13 protein-coding genes are annotated in these 18,811 nt (G+C 48.3%); 9 read left to right on the forward strand and 4 right to left on the reverse strand.

From position 1 onward, the window contains the following. Window positions 1-15: 15 nt before the first annotated feature. Genes AC5JBY_RS01050 through AC5JBY_RS01070 form a run of 5 tightly spaced genes read left to right on the forward strand, consistent with a single transcriptional unit; the run spans window position 16 to window position 7,516 of the window. On the forward strand, window positions 16-1,566 hold the full coding sequence (locus AC5JBY_RS01050) for a PKD-like family lipoprotein (RefSeq protein WP_495902679.1): 1,551 nt from the start codon (window positions 16-18) through the stop codon (window positions 1,564-1,566). Window positions 1,567-1,575: 9 nt separating this feature from the next. Then, the gene (locus AC5JBY_RS01055) at window positions 1,576-2,505 is read left to right on the forward strand and encodes an ABC transporter ATP-binding protein (protein ID WP_495902680.1); all 930 of its coding nucleotides are present in this window, start codon (window positions 1,576-1,578) and stop codon (window positions 2,503-2,505) included. A 5-nt stretch (window positions 2,506-2,510) separates the two neighbouring features. Continuing rightward, window positions 2,511-4,805, forward strand: coding sequence for a Gldg family protein (locus AC5JBY_RS01060; RefSeq protein WP_495902681.1), 2,295 nt, complete (start codon window positions 2,511-2,513; stop codon window positions 4,803-4,805). A 12-nt stretch (window positions 4,806-4,817) separates the two neighbouring features. Next, entirely contained in the window at window positions 4,818-6,167 is a 1,350-nt protein-coding gene (locus AC5JBY_RS01065; protein WP_495902682.1) for a MutS-related protein, read from the forward strand. Beyond that, entirely contained in the window at window positions 6,164-7,516 is a 1,353-nt protein-coding gene (locus AC5JBY_RS01070) for a MutS-related protein (protein ID WP_495902683.1), read from the forward strand. The genes AC5JBY_RS01065 and AC5JBY_RS01070 overlap by 4 nt, the downstream gene beginning before the upstream one ends. Window positions 7,517-7,567: 51 nt before the next feature. On the opposite strand, the gene AC5JBY_RS01075 is transcribed toward AC5JBY_RS01070, so the two are convergent. Both AC5JBY_RS01075 and AC5JBY_RS01080 read right to left on the reverse strand, forming a co-directional pair. Then, window positions 7,568-8,563, reverse strand: a complete 996-nt coding sequence (locus AC5JBY_RS01075; protein WP_495902684.1) for an NAD-dependent epimerase/dehydratase family protein — start codon at window positions 8,561-8,563, stop codon at window positions 7,568-7,570. A 112-nt stretch (window positions 8,564-8,675) separates the two neighbouring features. Then, window positions 8,676-11,078, reverse strand: a complete 2,403-nt coding sequence (locus AC5JBY_RS01080) for an alpha-amylase domain-containing protein (protein WP_495902685.1) — start codon at window positions 11,076-11,078, stop codon at window positions 8,676-8,678. A gap of 375 nt (window positions 11,079-11,453) precedes the next feature. Between AC5JBY_RS01080 and kdsA the strand changes: the two genes are divergently transcribed. Further along, window positions 11,454-12,275, forward strand: coding sequence for a 3-deoxy-8-phosphooctulonate synthase (gene kdsA, locus AC5JBY_RS01085; protein ID WP_495902686.1), 822 nt, complete (start codon window positions 11,454-11,456; stop codon window positions 12,273-12,275). Between the two features lie 410 nt (window positions 12,276-12,685). Here kdsA and AC5JBY_RS01090 read toward each other — a convergent pair whose 3' ends face one another. Further along, window positions 12,686-13,675, reverse strand: a complete 990-nt coding sequence (locus tag AC5JBY_RS01090; RefSeq protein WP_495902687.1) for a helix-turn-helix domain-containing protein — start codon at window positions 13,673-13,675, stop codon at window positions 12,686-12,688. Between the two features lie 88 nt (window positions 13,676-13,763). Continuing rightward, the gene (locus tag AC5JBY_RS01095) at window positions 13,764-13,985 is read right to left on the reverse strand and encodes a PspC domain-containing protein (protein ID WP_495902688.1); all 222 of its coding nucleotides are present in this window, start codon (window positions 13,983-13,985) and stop codon (window positions 13,764-13,766) included. 214 nt (window positions 13,986-14,199) lie between these two features. On the opposite strand from AC5JBY_RS01095, the gene AC5JBY_RS01100 reads away from it, so the two are divergent. From AC5JBY_RS01100 to AC5JBY_RS01110, 3 genes are all read left to right on the forward strand, one after another. Further along, window positions 14,200-16,428: an aconitate hydratase gene (locus AC5JBY_RS01100; RefSeq protein WP_495902689.1), complete on the forward strand. Its 2,229-nt coding sequence runs from the start codon at window positions 14,200-14,202 to the stop codon at window positions 16,426-16,428. A gap of 71 nt (window positions 16,429-16,499) precedes the next feature. Beyond that, on the forward strand, window positions 16,500-17,600 hold the full coding sequence (locus AC5JBY_RS01105) for a glycoside hydrolase family 18 protein (protein WP_495902690.1): 1,101 nt from the start codon (window positions 16,500-16,502) through the stop codon (window positions 17,598-17,600). Window positions 17,601-17,639: 39 nt separating this feature from the next. Beyond that, complete coding sequence (locus tag AC5JBY_RS01110; protein WP_495902691.1) at window positions 17,640-18,752, forward strand: formylglycine-generating enzyme family protein; 1,113 nt, start codon at window positions 17,640-17,642, stop codon at window positions 18,750-18,752. Window positions 18,753-18,811 lie beyond the last annotated feature (59 nt).

The raw sequence follows: 18,811 nt of genomic DNA on the forward strand, positions 1-18,811 counted from the left end.
ACAAAAACATTAAGGATGAAACGATTTATAAAAACAGTACTGCCTGCCATCGCCTTACTTTTTTTGGTGCAGGCATGCTATAAAGATAAAGGCAACTACGACCTGGTAGATTATAACCAGATACTCTCTATTGCCAGCACCGGTTCCGTTTCGGTGATCATGGGCGATACCTTTCGCGTGAACCCGACCATCAAATGGAAATACCCGGAGCGCGATACCCTTGCTTACGACTACGAGTGGCGGCAGATAGACTCGGTGGTATACAACAAAAGAAACCTGGCCTATACCCCCGATAAGCCCGGCTACATCATGATCTACCTGTATGTAACAGAAAAAGCAACAGGCATTGTTACACGTTATGCCATGCAGATACAGGTAATATCAGCGTATAAAGCCGGTTGGCTCTTGCTCACCAACAAAGGCGGCAAGTCGGGCCTCACCTATATCAGAAGAGATTCAAAAAGAGATGCCAATAACGCTATCTATTACGAGTACAAATACTTCCCCGACATATTCGAGCAAAGATTTCCGGGACAGGAGTTGGGAGACCAGCCAGCAAAGCTCGTTACCAAAGTATGGCCCGATTATTCGCTCGATGAGGTGTTGGTATTACAAGGCAATTCCTCTGTATACCTGAGTGGCGACGATCTGTCGAAGAAGATAACCTTACGCAGTGAGTTCCCCAATCAGATATTTCCCAACAGTTCCAAACCGGTGGGATATGCAGATGGAGGCCCAATGAACTTTATCCTGGGCGACGATGGTAACATATACACCAAGAAGAACGCCAAAACGATGGGAGGTCTCCATGATGGCCTTTTCCTCAACGTAGCCATGTATTTTGAAGGAGGTGGAGCAAACATCACCCAAATGGTGGAAACCGAGTTCGACAACAATTCCATTGTATACGTATATGATGACCTGAAAAAGCGTTTTGTAGGACTGTATGTAAATACGGGTTCCGGCGATTCGCATGGCGGTAAAATGTTCCTGAGCAACACCTCAACACCTCCGGCCGGATGGGTTGATCTCAACAACCTCACAGGCTACACCATGAAATATTGCAGCGATTATGCGTATGGTGCAGGATACATGAACATTCTCAAAAACAACACTACAGGAGAATACCTGTATCAGACGTACAGCCTCAGCATGCAATTCACTTCCATTGGAGTCTACGATCAGAAGCAGGAAGTGTTTGCAGGCAGCGCCTATGTATCCGACAATACGGTGTACTACCGCATACGCAACTCTTCCTACCTGTTCTTTGGCGAAGGTAGCAAGCTGTATTACTACGATATCAACACGAAAAAAATAACACTGTACCACGACTTTGGCGCAGGCAAGGTGATAAAGATCACCACCGATGCCAACTCGGGCGAGCTGGGTGTAGCGTTAGACAATGGCACCTTTGCCGTTTGCAGCCTTAAGAACGACGTATTGGGCAATCCCAACCCAGGTTCAGTAGGTATCCTGTTCAAGGTTAACAATGTTGGCAATATAGTAGACCTCAACTGGAAGTGGGGCTCCTACTTCGATTACGTTTTCAAAAGATACCCGCAATAACTATCCATCATGAATGATTCAATCGTCAAGGTAGAAAACCTGTCGCACCGCTACAGCGTGCAATGGGCTGTAAAGAATATCAATTTCGAACTCACAAAAAATGGGATATACGGTTTGCTCGGCGCCAATGGCGCCGGCAAATCCACCATCATGAATATCATGTGCGGTGTGCTGAAGCAAACACAGGGAGAAGTATATGTAAGAGGCATCAGCATGAGCAGGCAACCGGTAGAAGCTAAAAAACACATTGGTTTTCTGCCCCAAAAGCCACCCTTGCTGATGGACCTCACCGTGGAAGAATACCTGGCCCACAGCGCCAGCATGCGGTTGATGGAAGATGCCAAAATAAAAGACGCAGTAGAAGAAGCAATGGTCAAAGTAGGCATCAGCCATTTTGCCAAACGCCTTATCCGCAACCTTTCCGGCGGATACCAGCAGCGCGTAGGAATTGCCCAGTCTATCATTCACAAGCCCGGCTTCGTGGTGATGGATGAACCTACCAATGGTCTCGATCCCAACCAGATATTGGAAGTGCGCAACCTCATCCGCGAAATTGCAGAAGAGAGGACAGTAGTACTTTCCACCCACATCCTGCAGGAAGTACAGGCACTCTGCGATCATATCTGGATGATCAATGAAGGCACAGTAGCCTTTGCCGGCTCCATGCATGAATTCGACAACTATATTATGCCCAGCACGCTCACCGTATCGATGGTGGCAACTCCCCCTATTGAAGACTTGATGGCCATTCCGGGTGTTCTGAAAGCAGAACACCTGGGTGGCATTAAGTACCGTGTTCAGTACACCGATGCACAGGAAACCACCGAGCGCATTGTCGAAGCAAGCGTGCAGAACCGGTGGAGACTGACAGAGATAGCACTGGAAAAGAAATCACTTGAAAACGTATTTGCCGAACTATCCAAAAACAAGCCTGCCTGATCATTATGAAAACGATCTATAAAATAGCCAAGACGGAACTAAAGACCCTTTTCTTTTCCCCGATAGCGTGGCTCATCATTGTCATCTTCACCTTCCAGGCGGGCCTCGTATTTACCGGCGTGCTCGATGGCATGGTAAGAAGACAGGTGATAGGTTGGAAGCTATACATGGCCACCCTCAACACCTTTGCCTGGGTGCAGGGCACTTTTACCATTGTACAACAATACCTGTTCCTCTACATTCCCTTGCTTACCATGGGCGTTATGAGCCGCGAGTTCAGCAGTGGCTCCATCAAACTATTATATTCATCACCCCTTACCAGCCGGCAGATCGTATTAGGTAAATACCTGGCCCTGGTTATCTACGCCTTCGTGCTCATGGGTATCCTGGCGGTATTCGGAGGATTCGCTGCCTGTACCATTGTCTCGGTCGATATACCGGTGATACTAACAGGATTGTTGGGCCTGTTCCTGCTTACCTGCGCGTATGCAGCCATTGGCCTTTTCATGTCATCCCTTACATCCTATACAGTAGTATCGGCAATGGGTACATTAGGCATCTTTGCGGTGTTGAGCTATGTAAAAAATGTAGGGCAGGATATCGAGTTTGTAAGAGACATTACTTACTGGCTGGCGATATCCGGACGTAGCGATACGTTCATCTCCGGTATGATCACCAGCGAAGACTTGCTGTATTTCCTGATCGTGATCAGCCTGTTCATTGGTTTCACCATCATCAAAATGCAGGGTGCCCGTCAAAAAAAGCCCTGGTATGTTTCTTTCGGCAGATATGCCATCGTGTTCTCGATAGCCATGTTGCTGGGTTACTTCAGCGCCTTCCCCAAGCTCATGTCGTACTACGATGCCACCTATACCAAATACAATACCCTGACCAAGGGCAGCCAGAAAGTACTGAGCGAGTTGAAAGAACCTTTGACCATCACCAGCTATACCAACATGCTCGATCAGAACTATTGGGTAGCCATGCCCGATGGTTACAAATATGATGTAGACAGGTTCAAACAGTACATCCGTTTCAAGCCCGATACCCGGCTGAAGTATAAATACTATTACGAGAAAACAGATAACAAAGACCTCGAAAAGCAGTACCCCACGCTCAACGGTGAACAACTCATAGATACGATGGTGAAGATGTTCGATTGGCGTTTCGAGATCGTTCCGTACAAGACCATCAGCAAGGAGATAGACCTGAAAGACGAGAAGTACCACTTTGTGCGTTCACTCAAAACAGAAAGCGGCCGTCAGTCATTCCTGCGGGTGTACGATGATATGATGCGGCTTCCCTCTGAAACCGAGATCACGGCCGCCTTCAAGCGCCTTACCATCAACAAACTGCCCACGGTTGGTTTCCTGGCCGGACATGGAGAAAGAAGAAGCGATGCGGAAGAAGACCGCGGGTACAATATGTTTGCCCAGGAAAAATCATTCCGCTATGCCCTTATCAATCAGGGTTTCGATTTCGAGAACGTAACACTCGATAAAGAAATACCCGCCCATATTCGCATACTCCTGATAGCAGAAGTAAGGAAAGCGATATCGCCGGAAGAAATGGTACACCTTAACAACTACATCGATCGTGGTGGCGATCTTATCATTGCGGGCGAAGCAGGACGGCAGGAATTTATGAACCCTGTGGTAGAACGTCTCGGTGTAAGCTTCATGCCCGGCATGTTGGTAAAGCCCAATAAGAAGTTCCAATCCAATCTGCTGCTGGTACAACCCACGAAAGCGGCGGAAGAGTTATCCTTCCATTTCAAAAGCATCAGGCGCAACGATCAGCTATTGCCACTTTCTACGACGGCAGCCCTGAATTATACCACCGATAAAGGATTCAAGGTGACCACCCTGTTCACCAGCGATACTACAGGAGGGTGGATCGAGCAGGAGACGACCAACTTCATAGACGATACCGCGAAGCTGAACCCGCAGGCTGGAGAAGAAGCAAAACCTTACCCGGTAGTATTGGCACTGTCGAGAAAAGTGCAGGACAAAGACCAGAAGATCATCGTAACAGGCGATGCCGATTTCCTGAGCAATGGAGAATTGATGATGAATCGTAAAGATGTATCACCTGCTAACTTCAGTTTCATCAGCGGCGCCTTCTTCTGGCTCACCGATGAGGAATTGCCGGTAGACATGCGCCGTCCCCCTGCACCCGATCGGTCCCTGCGTCTTGGAAAACAAAGCTGGGCCATTTCTAAGTTTGCCCTCAAATGGGTATATCCCATCGGCCTCATGTTGTGCGGACTATTCATCTGGATACGTAGAAAAAGAAGATAATCAGTTATACGCATGAGTTTAGTAATTGATAAACAAACACTCGATGACCTGAACGTTTTCGGAAAACGGAGCGATGATTCAGTCTACGCCCTCTTCAACCGTACCCATACGCGCGGCGGAGCAGAAATACTGGAGCAGATGTTTCGCTATCCCCTTTCCGATGTCCAGGCCATCAACAAGCGCAGCGGTATCATTCGCTTCTTCAGGGATGCCAACAGTACATTCCCTTTTAAAAGCGATCTGTTCGATGCGGTGGAACAATACCTGTCCAACACCGATGAACGAAGCCGCCTGTCCAACAGCGAGAATACACTCGGAAGAAAATTCAACAATCTTATCGGTGCAGACACCGAATACCAGCAATTGATCAAGGGCATTACTTCCTTAACAACCATCCTTATTCAATTGCAGGCTTTCCTGGATAATATCCGGAAGGCCGCATCCGTTACCCCTTTTGCGGCGGAGGCCGCCACTGCCAGCAACCTGCTGGCGGTGGCTGGCCTGGAGCCGCTGCTCAAAGAAAAAATACCGGTAAAGCTGGATTATGAAAAAGCAGTGACGTACGACAAGCTGCTGCGCTATGTGCACCGCGAGCGCATCAAAGAAATATTGACAGCTGTCTACTACCTTGATGTGTACATCTCCGTGGCCACCGTGGCAGCACAGCGGGGATTTGTGTTTCCACAGGCCCGTGAAAGTGACGAACACGTTATGAAGCTGGAAGGAATCTACCATCCCAAACTGAAGCAGCCGGTAGCCAACAACCTAGGCATGGGGCCAGGTAATAACATCGTATTCCTCACGGGCGCCAACATGGCGGGTAAATCCACCTTCATGAAATCGTTGGGCATTGCTTTGTTCCTGGCCCACGTAGGCTTTCCCGTACCTGCCGCCGCTATGGAATTTTCCGTGTGCGATGGTTTGCTGACGACCATCAACCTGCCCGATGACCTGAACATGGGCTACAGCCATTTCTACACTGAAGTATTGCGCGTAAAAAAGATGGCCCAGCAATTGGGTAGGTCGCGCAACCTCTTTATCATCTTCGATGAGCTCTTCCGGGGCACCAACGTAAAAGATGCTTTTGAAGCAACGGTGGCCATTACAGCAGCCTTTGCCGCCAATCCCAACTGCATGTTCGTGGTATCCACCCATATCATCGAAGCAGGCGATACCCTGAAATCCCAATGCAACAACATCAACTACGTATACCTGCCCACCCGCATGGATGGCGATAAACCGGTATACACCCACCGGCTCGAACAAGGCGTTACGGCCGACCGGCATGGCATGGTGATCATCAACAATGAAGGCATACTCGATATTTTACAAAAAGGAAAAAAGCAACCTACCGGATCATGAGTTTTATTGCAGACAAGCAAACGCTGGACGACCTCAACCTCCTGGGCAAGTACAAGAGCAATTCTGTATACAGTTTGTTCAACAAGGTGCGTACGGAAGGAGGGGAGAAGCTGCTGGACTATATGTTTCGCCATCCGATGACGGACCATGCAGCCATCAACCGTCGCAGCAGCGTCATCAGTTTCTTCGGCCAGTTGGGTGCTCAGTTTCCTTTCGGAAGAGAAGCCGTTGATACCATGAGCAATTACCTTGCTTCCGGTGGTAGCAGCAACAGCATTACCGCTACATTCGATACCCTGCGCCGGAAAACATTACATACAATGGGGCTCGATAAAGAATTCCCTTTGCAGGTAGCCGGGTTCCATACGACCATTCAACTATTGAATGAAATAATCAGCTTCCTCGCCATGCTGGATGAGAAGCATCCCCAACACCCTTTCCAGGAGGAAATGCAACCTGTAAAAGATCTCCTTTCTTCAGCAAGGCTGCAATGGCTTAAAAAAGAAAAAGACAACAGCCGGTTACCATTGGCAAAGTTCATTCAGTACGACAACCTGTTGCGATTGCACCTGCGCGAAGACATGAACGCAGTGTTGCAACTGGTATACCATATAGACGTGTACATCGCTGTAAGCGATGTGGCCCGCGCAAAAGCATTCTCCTATGCACAGGCTTTGCCACAGCAAGCGGCCTGCATCAGCCTGAAAGCCTGTCGACATCCCGGCCTTGAAAGAGCGGTGGCCAATTCCGTAACCCTGCAGCAAAACAGCAATGTACTGTTCCTTACGGGCGCCAACATGGCCGGTAAATCTACCTTTATGAAATCATTTGCCATTGCTGTATACCTGGCCCACATGGGTTTCCCGGTAGCGGCAGAAGCCATGAAGTTTTCCGTGTGTGACGGCATCTATACCTCTATCAATGTGCCAGATAACCTGCAACTTGGCTACAGCCATTTCTATGCAGAAGTAAGACGCGTGAAAACGGTAGCCGAAGAAGTGAGCGCCGGCAAGCACCTCGTAGTCATCTTCGATGAACTGTTCAAAGGCACCAATGTAAAAGATGCGTACGATGCCACCCTGGCGGTCACAAAAGCATTTGCAGAATACCGGAACTGCTGCTACATCATCTCCACCCACATCATTGAAGTAGCAGACATACTAAAAACCGATTGCGATAACCTGCAGCTTGTATTCTTTCCTACTATCATGGAGGGCAATGTACCGCGCTACACTTATACTTTGCAGCAAGGTGTCACCTCCGACCGCCATGGTATGATGATCATAGAAAACGAAGGCATTGTAGATATTATCAGGGGAAGTACAGCCATAAAAAGCAAACAGGTTTAGCAGTATGATCACCTGCTAAACCTGTTCATTGTATGCGAAACCCTTATTAAGTTATGCTTTACTTACGCCGCCCTGTTCGATCTTCAGGTTCTCCAGCATATCCTTTGTCATCTTCGCCAGATCATATTCCGGCTTCCAGCCCCAGTCTTTACTCGCTACCGAATCATCTATGCTTTGAGGCCAGCTATCGGCAATCGACTGGCGATAGTCAGGCTGGTAGTCCAGTTTGAAATCAGGAATATGCTTTTTGATCTCTGCGCCGATCTCTTTAGGCGAAAAGCTCATGGCCGAGAGATTGTAGGAATGACGGATCGATATCTTGCTCGCCGATGCTTCCATCAGTTCAATGGTGCCGCGGATAGCGTCCGGCATATACATCATCGGCAGGTAAGTATCCTCTTGCAGGAAAGAAGTATATTTCTTCTCTTCCAACGCCTCATGGAAAATCTCTACGGCATAATCGGTAGTGCCACCGCCGGGAGCAGATTTATAGCTGATGAGACCCGGGTAGCGGATGCTGCGTACGTCTACGCCAAAACGCTGGTGGTAATAGTTGCACCAGAATTCACCGGCATATTTACTGATACCATATACCGTAGCAGGCTCGATGATGGTTTGCTGCGGACAATTCTGCCGCGGTGAGGTAGGGCCAAATACAGCGATGCTGCTCGGCCAGTATACCTTGTAGATCTTTTCTTCCCGTGCAATATCCAGCACGTTCAATAAACCCTGCATGTTGAGGTTCCAGGCCAGGTTTGGATTCTTTTCGCCGGTAGCAGAAAGAATGGCGGCCAGCAAATAGATCTGCGTAATATTCTGACGGATCACCTGCACGTGCAGCATCTCCTTGTTCATTACATCGATGCTAACATAAGGGCCGGTACCTTTCAGCAGGTCATTTTCTTCCCGCAGGTCCGAAGCGATCACATTGGCATTACCATACATCTTGCGTAAAGCCAGCGTTAATTCCACACCAATTTGCCCCGAAGCACCAATAACAAGTATTCTTTCCCGGATCATAGTAGAGTTGCGTTTTAGTGGGAGCAAAAGAACGCAAAATTTTGGTTGTAACAAATAATGAGTGGCGAATGATGACCACCCGCCACTCATTATCCCTTGTATTTTATACACATTGAAGTGCCCGGGCAATTGGCAACCACTACCTTGAAAGCAACATCTTGTGCAATTGCACGCCGGTACCCGTTGTAAGCTTTAATATATAAACCCCCGGCGCAAGATCGGGCGTTTGAATAGCCACCTGGTGTTGGCCACTGGCAAGTTGCCTGTTCAGCACCTGCTTTATCAACTGCCCTTGCTGGTTGTACAATTGAAGGTGGGTCATCGACTTTTCCTGAAGCGTGAAACTGATCGTCGTGGAAGTCGAAAAGGGATCAGGATAATTCTTTATACTGATAGCAGGCTTGTCCGGGTTCACTTCAAGCCTGCCCGGAGTTTGCGCTGCCCTGGCAGGATAAGTAGAAGTGTTGGCAACTTTGGGTGCCGTATAAGTCACCTTCACAAAAACTTTTTGTGCCGGGTTGGAAGAAGAAGTGTTCTTCACTTTCACCGTGTACAGGCCGGTAGAGCCAGGCGTATAAGTAAGCGTGAGATTACCGGTGCCACTGACCGTTTGCACAATGGTATTACTGCTGTTGTACAAGTTCACCGTGAGGTTAGGAGTAGTGTTGGCAGGATAAAGGTTTACAGTGATCGTCTTGCCGGTTTCATTAAATATCTTTCCTGCTGTGCGTAAGGCTGTAGAACTGGCTGGTAAAGCACCACCTTGTTGTAAAGAGCTGGCATGCGAATCACCCAGATCATTAGCCATCTCCCATTCCTGTGTAGTACTACGCTGAGTAGGATTAAAACCACCAGTCACACCCGCTGGTCCCCAGATACAATAACCACGGCGGGTGTTGCTACCATCACAAGGTGGAACATAAATAGTAGCCTTGCCGGTACCATCTGTCCAGATATCGCTGGCATTAGCGCCGGAATAATCATGCAGTTGAACATTGGCGCCAAAGTCTGTTTGCACAGTAGCACTCTGCCAGGTATTCCAGTTATCATTTACGCCGATGATAGCATAGCTATTTTCAGGGCCGCTTTTATAACCACGCTCGATGATCAGCAGATCAGACGCCTGCCAGCGCACTTTATAAGAACCCTTCTTGAAATTGAGCTTTTGATGACACCAGATGATATTCGCAATCTCATCCCGTACAGGCAGATTGACGGTACTGGTAGGTAAGTGTGCATACCGTTGACTGAGGCTGCCTACATTGAACAGATCCTCAAAGAATACTTGCGGAGAACCATCTACGGCAAACGTGATGGCATAAGCTGCCGCCAGCCGCGCATCGAAAGGATCGATATGGCCACCACCCAATTCATTGCCGCTATCCCAGCCGGTATAATTGCCATTGGCATCTTTAATGGGACGGAAAGTATCATGATTGTTCACGAAAGGCACCGTACGGAAGCGGTTGGTTTGCTGTGCACCGGGAATATTCGATAAGTTATAACTGCCACCTGCACTTACCATATCCTTAACAGCCTGGCGCAAACTAAAATCAAACGTGCCGGTCATATCCTCCGAACCACCATTGCTTGTCTTCACATTGTTGATCCAGGTATCGAGATCAGAAGCACTACCCACGTATTCACCTACGGCAAACATATTGGCGCCGCCATTGGCCCAGCTTGCGTTGTATTTTACATTATAGAGGAAATCCTGCATAGCCCAATGCGGAAAATGCTTCACGGCATCGAACCGGAAACCATCAACACCCGTTTGCTTCTTCATCCACACAAACCAGTTGCGCGTTTCATTACGCATGTAATCGGTAGTTTGGGTAGGATTAAATGTAGCATTGGAACTTTGTCCATATGCGCCGGAATAATAACAGATATCAGGACCAAAGAAAGCAGCACACCAGTCGCCGCTATTGCAATTATGATCACTGTTGGCGTGAAAGTTTTGCCAGTTCTTGGGCCAGCGGCCTGAGCGGGCCAGGTAGTCTGCAGACAATTCAGTAGTGGCAGGCGTAGCATACGAAGCATAGCGGAAATTCTTGTACAGGTTGCCATCGCTATTACCGGTAGCAGATGGGTCCTGACCACCTGCGCCGGTAGAAGAGCCGGCATTGTCCATATGGTTAAACACAACATCCTGAATAGCGTCCATGCCGTTGGCATGCAACACGGCGATCATGCGCAACAACTCATTCTTATTACCCAGCCTTGTTTTCAGGTTCCCCTTCTGGTATTTATCACCCAGGTCATATTGATCAAAAGGAGAGTAGCCATTACTATTCGTGCCGGCATTCTTGATCGAAGGAGGTATCCACACGCCATCGATCCCGATATCGCGCAGGCGAGGGGCGAGGTCGGCCAGGTAATTACTCCAGCCGTCAGGATAGTTGTTGTTCCAGTAATCCCACCAGAAACCCTGGAAGATCACTTTCCCATTCCAGGGATTTTGAGCATGAGTAGTAAATGAAGATGTAAAAAATACACAAAGTAGGACGCCGAAAAACGTCTTGCGGACAAGATTTTTCATACAGCAATCAGTTAGGTGAGGAAATAAGGTTAATAGTTATTGTGTAAAAATTACACATTATATATTAGATAGACAAATAATTTAATTGTAAACCCTTCGCAGATGACGTATATTACAGGTAGGGCCAGAAACCTGAAAAAGCAGTTAAACCGCAACCCACTGACCCCACTTGGCTCACACCCTTATCCGGACCTTTTCCGGAGGTTATCCGGACCTTATCCGGACATTGTCCGGACTTTGCTCCTCATTTCACCCTAACCAGCCCTCCATCAGACAGGTACCAGACACCCTCTCCATCCACCTCTTTCTGCCTCCCAACGTATCGATCAGCCAACCAATTCAAAAGGGAAACCATCACTTTCGTATCTTTGCGCCATGGAAAAAATCCTTAAAGACCTGTTTGCCAATCAACAATACGACGAGAAGAACTTCTTTTTAATAGCCGGTCCCTGTGTGGTAGAAAGTGAAGAGCTGCTGATGGAAGTAGCTGATAAAGTGAGCGGTATCTGCAAAAGATTGGGCATTCCTTACGTGTTTAAATCCTCCTACCGGAAGGCCAACCGCACCAGCGCCTCCTCTTTTACCGGCCTGGGCGATGAAACGGCCCTGCAACTCCTGAAGAAGACAGGGGAGAAATACAAACTGCCTGTTACTTCGGACGTGCATGCCCACGATGAAACAGCCATGGCCGCCAAATATATTGACATCCTCCAAATACCGGCCTTCCTTTGCCGGCAGACCGACCTGCTGGTAGCAGCTGCAGAAACCGGTAAGATCGTGAATGTGAAAAAAGGCCAGTTTGTGAGCGGCCCCTCCATGAAATTTGCCGCTGAAAAGATCCGTAAAGCGGGTAACGACAAAGTGATCCTCACCGAGCGCGGTAATACATTTGGCTACCAGGACCTGGTGGTAGATTATCGCAATATCCCCTGGATGAAAGAACATGGTACCCCTGTAGTGATGGATTGCACCCATAGCCTGCAACAGCCCAACCAAACTTCGGGCGTCACAGGTGGCAATCCCCAATTGATAGGCACCATTGCAAAGGCAGCCATTGCTACCGGCGCAGATGGATTGTTTATTGAAACCCACCCCAACCCCGCAGTAGCCAAAAGCGACGGCGCCAATATGCTCAAGCTCGATTTGCTGGAAGGTTTGCTGGAACAGCTGGTGAAGTTGCGCAAAGCAGTGATCTAATCGAATACAGACATCGTAATAAAAGAAAAAAAGCTACTCCAAAAGGGTAGCTTTTCTCATGTGAGCGTATAGCACTTCAAAAATTACGGAGTAAAAAAGCTTCCGCGAGGAAGCTTTAAATACGTTTTCAAAGGTGAATCCGTGGTTTCAGTCAAGTGTAACAGACCATCGGCAGGTTTTCCATAGTTGCTCCAGGATCAAAAACGGGACTTCTCATTAAATCCTTTCTGTGGTCTATTCTATACACAAAACTATACCTGAAATGTGGTTTGCTCTAACTGATGTGGGTACAACACTAACTACAAAGTCTTTACACAAACGTTTGCACACTCCATTTATAAAACCTTTCACAGATCAGTTAGTTCATAAGAGTATGTTAAAGGGGCAGGAATTTGATTTATGCGGCACCATTAGGACAAGAGTTGACTGGGTAGTACACCAAATTCCTTCTTGAAGGCAATGGTAAAATTGCTGAGATTGGCATAACCCAATTCCATTGCTACTTCCTTTACAGAGAATTTGCGGGTGAGCAGTTTGTCCTGAGCAGCCTGCATGCGTGCCTTCTGATAGTATTCATAGATGGGATAGCCATACATGGTCTTAAAATCCTTCTTCAGCTTCGATTCGCTGATAGAAACCATCTTGGCCAGTTGTTGAATAGAAGGAGCAGGTTGAAAAATATCTTTTGTAAGCACACCTTCAATCTTCATGACGCGGTTGATATCTTCCTGGGAGAGCGGGATGCGGAAAGTCGGGTTTTTCATCTTGTCGTACAAGTGCGTGAAAAACCTTTCGATCATCAGCATGATCCGGTTCTGAATAACAGTCAAACGCAGCGGGTTGTCATCACCCACTTCCAGGATCGTGCGCATCCACTGGCGATACTTGCTGTCGAGCGGTTCGATATTGAAATTTTCAGCCTTCAAAGAAATATAGGTAGAGAGTACATCCTCCACCGTGTTGATGTCGATGTATTTGGCCAAAAACTCTTTATTCAGCAACACAGCGATCGAAAAATAATGCCCACCCTGCGACCCAAGATATGACCAGTCGAAATACGAACTGGTGAGGTAGGCAATAGATTTGCTGGTGTTCTTCTCTTTGAGCTTGTCCTCATCGATAGTCACAGACAGTGTGCCGGGAATACTGAGCTCGTCGAAGCGCAGCGTGTACCACTCGCCGTCAAGGTTCCGCTTTCGGTGAATCAGCCAGTCCTGGTTGAAAGTGCAATTGATGATACAGGCATGCAGGCCATTGGGCAGCGGCAGAAATAAAAAATCACCATCGCCCACGGATGAAGGAAAAATCACCTGGTTGTTGTGCACAGGTGCATTCAATTGCGCTGCCAGTTTGAGCAATAATTGCTCATAATCGGTGGTGTTGTAATCAAACTGAAACAAAATGTCAGGCTTTACAGTGTTATGAAAGCAATGCTACCAATCACAGGATGCTGTCAAAGTTGCCTGGTACAGAAAGTTGTTAATGTTTTTACTGGTATTTCAACGGGTTACGGCGTACAGATAAAATGTACCGCTTAATGTTCATCCAAAATGCCAGTACGAAATAGACGATCAGGGGGGATCCCATAGTAAGGAAAGAGATGTATACAAACCAGGTACGAATACGTGAGGTGGCAATGCCCATGCGGTCACCTATTGCGGCGCACACACCATAAGCCTGCCATTCAATAAAAGATCGAAACCGATTCATGATACTAATTTATACATTTTAAACCATTGTCCTAACACCTGCGTTTACCAATAATGAATTTATTTTTTAGGTAAATTTGAAGGGGTTCTGTAGGAACGATACGTTTAAGAAGAAATTGTCAGGATAGGCATTAGTTAGGCTGCTCGTATAATTAAAATATAAAATATTTAACATGGTTTTTGATCTGGATTTAATTAGAAAGCTTTACGCGGCCATGCCTGCACACGTTGCAGAAGCCCGTAAGCTGGTAGGCAGGCCCTTGACATTATCAGAGAAAATATTGTACTCCCACCTGTTTGTGCCCGCCGCAGCGGCCTATGAACGGGGGAAAGATTATGTGGATTTCGCGCCAGACCGTGTGGCCATGCAGGATGCCACCGCCCAGATGGCCCTGTTACAGTTCAGTACCTGCGGCCGCTCAAAAGTAGCCGTTCCTTCTACCGTACACTGCGATCACCTGATCCAGGCAAAAACAGGCGCTGCCGAAGACTTGAAAACAGCCTTGGATGTAAATAAAGAAGTATATGACTTTTTAGCCTCTATTTCCAATAAATATGGCATTGGTTTCTGGAAACCAGGCGCCGGTATCATCCACCAGGTGGTATTAGAAAATTATGCATTCCCCGGCGGTATGATGATCGGTACCGACTCCCACACCCCCAACGCGGGCGGTTTGGGCATGGTGGCCATCGGCGTAGGAGGTGCAGACGCGGTCGATGTAATGGCCGGACTGGCTTGGGAGCTGAAAATGCCCAAGCTGATCGGCGTGAAACTCACCGGTAAGCTGAATGGCTGGACTTCCGCAAAAGATGTTATCCTGAGAGTAGCTGGTATCCTCACCGTAAAAGGTGGTACCGGCGCTATTGTAGAATATTTCGGTGAAGGTGCCGACAGCCTGAGCGCTACCGGTAAAGGCACGATCTGTAACATGGGTGCTGAGATAGGCGCTACCTGCTCCTTATTCGCCTACGATAAGAAAATGTCGGAATACCTGATCGCTACCGGCCGCGAAGAAGTGGCCGCATTGGCTGATGGTATCCGTGAGCACCTGCGCCCCGACGAAGAAGTATACGCTGATCCTAAGAGCTACTACAATGAGCTCATCGAGATCGACCTCAATACATTGGAGCCCCATGTAAACGGCCCCTTCACGCCCGACCTGGCATGGCCCATCAGCAAATTTGCTGAAGCGGTAAAAGCCAACAACTGGCCCGAGAAACTGGAAGTAGCCCTCATCGGCTCCTGCACCAACTCTTCTTACGAAGACATCAGCCGTTCTGCCTCCCTGGCTCAGCAGGCGATCGATAAAAAATTAAAGACCAAAGCAGAGTTCACCATAACTCCGGGTTCTGAAGTAGTACGCTTTACCATCGAGAAAGACGGATTCCTGAAGACCTTCGATCAGATCGGTGGCATCGTGCTGGCCAATGCCTGCGGCCCCTGTATCGGACAATGGGCCCGTCACATCGACGATCCCAACCGCAAGAACTCGATCATCACTTCCTTCAACCGCAACTTTGCAAAACGTAACGATGGTTATGCTTCAACCCACGCGTTTGTAGCTTCCCCTGAGTTGGTAACGGCATTTGCCATTGCCGGTGATCTCACTTTCAACCCACTGAAAGATAAACTGAAGAACGAAGAAGGTAAAGAAGTGATGCTGGATGAACCCACAGGCGTAGAACTGCCTCCCAAAGGCTTCTCTGTGGATGATCCCGGTTACCAGGCGCCTGCAGCCGACGGTAGCGGTGTACAGGTCATCGTAAAGCCCGACTCTCAGCGCCTGCAACTGCTCGAAGCATTTCCTGCATGGGAAGGAACCGACCTGAAAGGATTGAAGCTCCTGATCAAAGCAAAAGGAAAATGTACTACTGACCATATCTCCATGGCTGGCCCCTGGTTGAAATTCCGCGGCCACCTGGACAACATCAGCAACAACATGCTGATCGGCGCCGTAAACTTCTTCAACGATAAAACCGATTCTGTAAAGAACGAGCTGACAGGTCTGTACGGCCCTGTGCCTGCCACACAGCGTGCTTACAAAGCCGCCAACATTGGCACGGTGGTAGTAGGCGATGAGAACTATGGTGAAGGTAGCAGCCGTGAACACGCGGCTATGGAGCCCCGTCACCTCGGCGTACGTGCCATCATCGTACGGAGCTTTGCCCGTATTCACGAAACCAACCTGAAGAAACAAGGTATGCTGGCACTCACCTTTGCCAACAAGGAAGATTACGATAAGATCCAGGAAGACGATACGTTCGACATCCTTGGCCTCACGACCTTTACACCCGGCACCCCGTTGACACTGGTCGCGAACCACGCCGATGGTACAAAAGATTCCATCGTGATGAACCACACCTACAATGAATCACAGATCGAGTGGTTCAAGGCAGGTGGCGCCCTCAACGTGATCCGTCGCCAGTTTGCTGGTAACAATTAAGCCAATGACTTTTTATAATGAGCAGTCCCGACCACAAGTCGGGACTGTTTTATTATGTAAATTCATGCACCATGCAACACCTTACCAAATTACTTGTCCTGCTGCTTATCATGAGCCAGTGCCAGGCACAGAAAGCCGGCAAAAATGCTAAGCCACCGATAGCTGTATTGGCCTACTATTCCGGCAACATCTCCGAAATAGATCAATACGATGTACAAAAACTCACCCACATCATTTACAGCTTTTGCCACCTGCGCGGTAATGAACTGTTTATAGGCAATGGAGAACCCACGATCAAAAAGCTGGTATCGCTGAAACAAAAACATCCTTCACTCAAAATATTGCTGTCGCTGGGCGGATGGGGTGGTTGCAAGCCCTGCTCCGATGTGTTCTCTACTGCCGGCGGGCGCGACTCCTTTTCACTGTCCGTAAAAGAATGGACAGATAAATTAGGTACCGATGGCATCGATCTCGATTGGGAATACCCTGCTATTGAAGGCCATCCCGGTCACCCGTATAAACCTGAAGACAAGCCCAACTTTACGGCACTGGTAAAATCACTGCGCAAAGCATTGGGCAAAAAACATGAGATCAGCTTTGCTGCCGGCGCCTTTGCCAAATGCCTCGAAGAATCCATCGACTGGAAAGGAGTAATGCCGGTAGTAGACCGCGTGAACCTCATGACCTACGACCTGGTAAATGGATACAGCACAACAACAGGACATCATACAGGGCTATACTCAACACCACAATTGAAAGAATCTACCAACAATGCCATCACGTATCTTGAATCATTGGGCATACCACGCAACAAGTTGGTGATAGGCGCTGCCTTTTACGCACGCGTATTTGAAAATGTAGATAGTGTCAACAATGGTCTATACCGGTCCACCAAGTTTAAGAGCTTTGTTCCTTACAGAACATTCCCTAAAACCTTGTCCAAAGAAGAAGGCTATGTTGAGTACCGCGATCCAATAGCCAAAGCACCTTATAGCTACAATGCATCCAAAAAGCTATTTGCCACTTATGATGACAGCCTTTCCGTTGACCTCAAGACAAAATATGTACTTGACAAGGGACTGAATGGAATCATGTTTTGGGAGCTCACCCTCGATGCGCCGAAGAACGGCCTGCTCGATGCGATCGATAACGTGTTAAAGAGAAAGAAGTAGGTTTTTCCTGTTCGCCACAAACAGCTTAAATTGTGGCGTATGAAAAGAGGCTTCCTGTTCTACATAGCAGTAGGTTGTATATGTTCCTGCAATTCGACTGATCCGTCTGTTGTCGCTGCCGAAAAGAAAGACACGGCAATGTCCTGCGAATCGAATCTTCCCGCACGTTTCCCTGTCGCGTCAACCGATACTTCCATCGCACAGTCCGACAGCGTGTCGCACAAAGGCATGATCTGGGTAGCCGGCAACACCTTCGGTATGGGTGCTTCAGACAAGGAAGGCCGGCCTGATGAATATCCGCAACACACCGTTACGGTAAATGGCTTTTGGATAGATGCTACGGAAGTGACCAACGCACAGTTTCGCCAGTTTGTAGAAGCCACAGGCTACATTACTACGGCAGAGAAAAAGCCCGACTGGGAAGAACTTAAAAAACAATTGCCCCCCGGCACGCCTAAACCGGCAGATGAGCTGCTGGTAGCTTCCTCGCTGGTATTTACACCGCCCGTACGTCCTGTGCCGTTAGATGATGCATCACAGTGGTGGGCCTGGAAAAAAGGCGCCAGCTGGCAGCATCCGCAAGGAGAGGGGAGCGATATAAAAGGAAAAGACAATTACCCCGTAGTACATATTTCCTGGTTTGATGCAACAGCCTACGCAAAGTGGGCAGGCAAGCGGCTACCCTCTGAGGCAGAATGGGAATATGCCGCCAGAGGTGGTTTGCAAAACGCTACATATCCCTGGGGCGCAGAAGACATTGAAGCCGGTAATCCCAAAGCCAATACCTGGCAGGGCAGCTTCCCGGATAAGAACTCCGCCTGGGACCATTTCAAAGCACTGGCCCCGGTGAAGTCGTTTACAGCCAATCAATATGGCTTGTACGATATGGCGGGTAATGTATGGGAGTGGTGCAGCGATTGGTATGATGCGAACTGGTACGCTTCCCAAAAGAATACCAACACAGCCAACCCGGCAGGCCCTGCACAAAGCAATGACCCCATGGAACCTACTGTACCTAAGAAAGTAGTGCGCGGTGGCTCATTCATGTGCAATGCCTCCTATTGCAAAGGATATCGCGTTACAGCCCGCATGAAAACCTCTCCCGATACAGGATTGGAACATACCGGATTCCGTTGTGTATCATCGAAATAATGCATTCCGGAGATCGAACTAACATTCATTAGCAAGGCGTTTGTTAAAATCCCTATTAG

It is taken from the genome of Paraflavitalea sp., assembly GCF_059502485.1.